The organism is Halothiobacillus sp., from assembly GCF_027346185.1.
Lineage (GTDB): Bacteria > Pseudomonadota > Gammaproteobacteria > Halothiobacillales > Halothiobacillaceae > Halothiobacillus.
The window spans coordinates 1-3,536 of record NZ_DAIESY010000130.1 but is presented as its reverse complement, the minus strand read 5'-3'; the positions used below and the strand labels follow the sequence as shown (position 1 = coordinate 3,536).

The 3,536-nt window shown below is 56.2% G+C and carries 7 protein-coding genes and 1 pseudogene; 6 read left to right on the top strand and 2 right to left on the bottom strand.

The window, feature by feature from the left end; all coding sequences use genetic code 11:
- From M7R55_RS09390 to M7R55_RS09380, 4 genes and pseudogenes are all read left to right on the top strand, one after another.
- On the top strand, positions 1 to 442 hold a 442-nt coding region (locus tag M7R55_RS09390; RefSeq protein ID WP_298220153.1), incomplete at its 5' end, for a DUF2460 domain-containing protein.
- Positions 443 to 734: 292 nt separating this feature from the next.
- Positions 735 to 1,163, top strand: a complete 429-nt coding sequence (locus M7R55_RS09385; RefSeq protein ID WP_297486911.1) for a YciI family protein — start codon at positions 735 to 737, stop codon at positions 1,161 to 1,163.
- Positions 1,111 to 1,362 (top strand): annotated as a pseudogene (locus M7R55_RS12280) (sigma factor); the annotation flags it as partial. The gene M7R55_RS09385 and the pseudogene M7R55_RS12280, both read left to right, overlap by 53 nt.
- A gap of 158 nt (positions 1,363 to 1,520) precedes the next feature.
- The gene (locus tag M7R55_RS09380; RefSeq protein ID WP_298220152.1) at positions 1,521 to 1,922 is read left to right on the top strand and encodes a hypothetical protein; all 402 of its coding nucleotides are present in this window, start codon (positions 1,521 to 1,523) and stop codon (positions 1,920 to 1,922) included.
- Positions 1,923 to 2,012: 90 nt separating this feature from the next.
- Here the strand turns inward: M7R55_RS09380 and M7R55_RS09375 are convergent, their stop codons facing one another.
- On the bottom strand, positions 2,013 to 2,321 hold the full coding sequence (locus tag M7R55_RS09375) for a helix-turn-helix domain-containing protein (RefSeq protein WP_298220151.1): 309 nt from the start codon (positions 2,319 to 2,321) through the stop codon (positions 2,013 to 2,015).
- Complete coding sequence (locus tag M7R55_RS09370; RefSeq protein ID WP_297452054.1) at positions 2,312 to 2,626, bottom strand: type II toxin-antitoxin system RelE/ParE family toxin; 315 nt, start codon at positions 2,624 to 2,626, stop codon at positions 2,312 to 2,314. Before M7R55_RS09370 ends, M7R55_RS09375 begins: the two co-directional genes overlap by 10 nt.
- 235 nt (positions 2,627 to 2,861) lie before the next feature.
- Between M7R55_RS09370 and M7R55_RS09365 the strand changes: the two genes are divergently transcribed.
- Together M7R55_RS09365 and M7R55_RS09360 are read left to right on the top strand one after the other, a co-directional pair.
- Complete coding sequence (locus M7R55_RS09365) at positions 2,862 to 3,236, top strand: hypothetical protein (RefSeq protein ID WP_297452052.1); 375 nt, start codon at positions 2,862 to 2,864, stop codon at positions 3,234 to 3,236.
- 44 nt (positions 3,237 to 3,280) lie between these two features.
- Complete coding sequence (locus tag M7R55_RS09360) at positions 3,281 to 3,457, top strand: hypothetical protein (protein WP_297486902.1); 177 nt, start codon at positions 3,281 to 3,283, stop codon at positions 3,455 to 3,457.
- The last annotated feature ends 79 nt before the right edge of the window (positions 3,458 to 3,536 follow it).

Sequence of the window (3,536 nt, the reverse complement as noted above, 5' to 3'; positions counted from 1 at the left end):
GTTTCATACCACCATCGTCAAACACACCTCGGGGCGGGAAACCCGAGTTGCCAATTACGCCTATCCCCTGTGGAAATGGGAAATGTCCTACGAATTGCTGCGCGAAACCCAGGGATATGCAGAATTGCAGGCCCTGTGCGGCTTTTTCCTGGCACGCTCGGGCAGTTTCGACACCTTCCTGTTCGCCGATCCAGCAGAAAGCAATACCGTATCCGGCTACACGCTGGGGATCGGTGATGGATTCACCACCGAATATCCGATCACCAAATCCTATGCCGGATTCATCGAGCCGGTGGGGTATGTGGACATCACCACCCTGCAGGTCATGCTCGATGGGGTGCAGGTATTTTCACCGGCCACCTGGACGCTGGTAACCCCCAACACCCTGCTATTTGCAGTTCCCCCAACCAAGGGAGCCGTGGTGAGCGCCAGTTACACCTAGTACTACCGGGTGCGCTTTGGCGAGGATGTGCACGACTACAATAATTTCATGTACCAACTCTGGGATCTCAAGAAACTCTCCCTGGAAATGGTGAAGCCGTGATGGGAATGGACGGTTTGAAGACATTGCTGATAATTGGAGATGGTGCTTCGTGCCCTGAAAAGACATTCGCAGCCCTGATCTCGCCGCCACTAAGTGGCCTGCCAGAGTTGCACAACCCCGAAAGCCGAGGGGCATGTCGAAATGCGCCATCGTAATTCGTCGTGTAAGGTAACCATTTTAGGAGACTTCCATGCCCCGTTATATGATCCAAGTTCGCGCCACCGCAATGAGCGAGGCTGGCGACTTTCCTGATGACCCTACGCTTGTGCCGCGCATGATAGCCTTCCACGACGAGATGGCCAAGGCAGGCGTACTACTCGATGGTGCTGGCTTGCAGCCCAGCAGTCAGGGATTTCGCGTGCAATATGATACCGCCGGCCAGCCGCGCGTCATGGACGGCCCCTTCGCTGAAACCAAGGAGCTCATTGCAGGCTACACGCTGATCGAGGTGCGATCACGCGACGAAGCACTAGCCTGGACGCAACGTTTTCCGGCACCGTTCCCTGGCCAGCCCTGTTGCATCGAGGTGCGCCCGCTAATGGGCGGCACCGACCTGCCACCCGAAGATGCCGAACGCATCATCCGCGAACAACTGGCTGCCATCAAGCAGGGCGGATGACGACTTCCATCTAGGCCGTCTGGCGCCTGGAAGCCAGGCGCCTTACCGGGGCTCTGCTGCGCGCAGGTGCGATCTGGCGTTAGCCGAAGACTGCGTGCAAGATGTGCTAGTGACTGCGATGCAACACTGGCCGGCAGAGGGCTGGCCTGAACGCCCCGGTGCCTGGCTGATGACAGCCGCGAAGCACCGCTTGTTGGATCGTATGCGCCATGTACAGATGACAGCGCGGGAACAGCAAGCGCTGGGTCATGACGCCGATGCGCGCACGGCCCACCTCGTTCCCGACCCGCTGGACTTGTTGCTTGCTGATGAGGCTGACGAAGTGAGCGACAACGCGTTGAGGTTGATGTTTATCGCTTGCACCCCAAGTTGGCGCCTGAGGCGCAATGGGCGCTCACCTTGCGCCTGGTGGCCGGTGAACCCTTCGAGTTGCCGCAGGCATCCGAGCGCGCAGCGCGTCTGGACGCGTTGGCGCGCTGCCGCAGCCCGAATGCACTGAGAACGGATGGGCCGAGCATACTCATGCTGCAGGCAGAACTGGCGGCGGTTCATGTCCGCGCCAACCACGCCGAAGACACTGACTGGCCTCAATTGCTGCGACTCTACGATGAACTTCTCGCGTTGCAACCCAGTCCAGTCGTTGCACTAAATCGTGCCGTTGCATTGAGCCACGCGATCGGGCCTGCGCAGGCTAGCCCGATGTTTCAAAAGCATACGACAGTCGAAGAGGGAATGGGGTTACCACGGAGCCGTGCATAGCCTCCAGGAAGCTGTTGTCTAGGAACGGCTGGATATGGCCGATTTCTGTCGATTACTTGATTCGTGTATGGTTTTCCTGAGCAACATTTTCTAGGCATCTGCTTCCCGAAGAACTTCTGGTCTGCGCTCGGCGATACCAATGAGTGTCTTGGCTGCGCCACTGGGTTCACGGCGACCTTGTTCCCAATCCTGCAAAGTGCGCACAGAAACGCCCAGCAATTTCGCAAAATCGGATTGAGACAAACCAGACTTCATACGGGCAGAGACAACAGGGGATATAGCCACTTTGTGGATTTTCCCTGCGCGACCGGACTTCATTTGGCGAACAGATTCCAACAATTCCCCACCCAGATCGCGTTTCGCATCACGTTTTTGCAGTTCTTTAGCAGTCATGGACATGTAATTTCCTCTTTCACAGCCTTCAATATATGAGCGGGTATATTTTCATGCTCATTCTTCGCATAGATCAGTAACAGCCAAATTGTTCCGTCCTCAAGCATGTTGTAGTAGATCACGCGAACGCCGCCACTTTTGCCTGTTCCTTTACGAGACCATCTAACTTTTCGACAACCACCGGAACCTCGTACCACATCGCCGACATCATAGTGCGTGGCGATCCATGAGACGAATTCACCACGCTCGTCTTCTGTCCAGTAGTCGGAGACATACCGACTGAAAATTTCTGATTCTGCGATGGTAAGCATGAAGAGATTATACGGCAATGCCGTATACCGTCAAGTGGGGCAGACTAAACGTTTCGCGGTGAAAGTCTGCTATCGAGAATATTCAGGAGTGTCCGGTGTTGGCCGCAACCAGCCCGATCCCCATACTTGTCCCCCACTGAATTTCGATTTTCCTCATTTAGAAGTCGTTTTGACTGCCGTCATTCCAGCAGTCTATTCCATTTTTACTTACCCGTAACCCCTCGAGGAGACTCCCATGGCTGGTAAAACCACAACCTGGGCCAACGACCTGTTGAAACTTCTGTTTCAGGCCGTGCCCGTCGCCAACATTGCCGACAATGCTACCACCGCCCCACTGACCCTGCTCTACATCAGCCTGCACACCGCGGATCCGGGTGCGGCGGGTGCCCAGAACACCAGTGAAGCCGCCTATACGGGCTATGCCCGGGTAGCCGTGGCGCGCCCGTCACCGGCAATAGTGTCAGCCCCGCCTCCACCATCGTGTTTCCTGCCGCCACCGCAGGCTCTGAGACCAAGACCTTCTGGGGTATCGGCACCGCCTCCACCGGCGCCGGTACCCTGCTCTACTCCGGCAGCATCACCCCCAGCATCGTGGTGTCCAATGGCGTGACGCCAGAATTGACCACATCCTCCACCGCCACCGAGTCCTAAGCCATGACCGTCACAATTTATTCAAGCAAGGATGCCTCCGCCCCTGCCCTGACAGGAATAGCCGGAAGCCTGGTTGCCGTTCTCGATGCCTGCCTCGTCAATGGCTATGGTACCAAGATGAGTGTGATCACCGGATTTGATGGTCTGATTTTCAGGTTGGATGATGGGTTGGCGGCTTGATCATAGCGAGGCTTGACCAAATTCATGCCATATTCCAACTTTCAATAAGTTGGATCGCGAATGGCATCGGGATTATCAC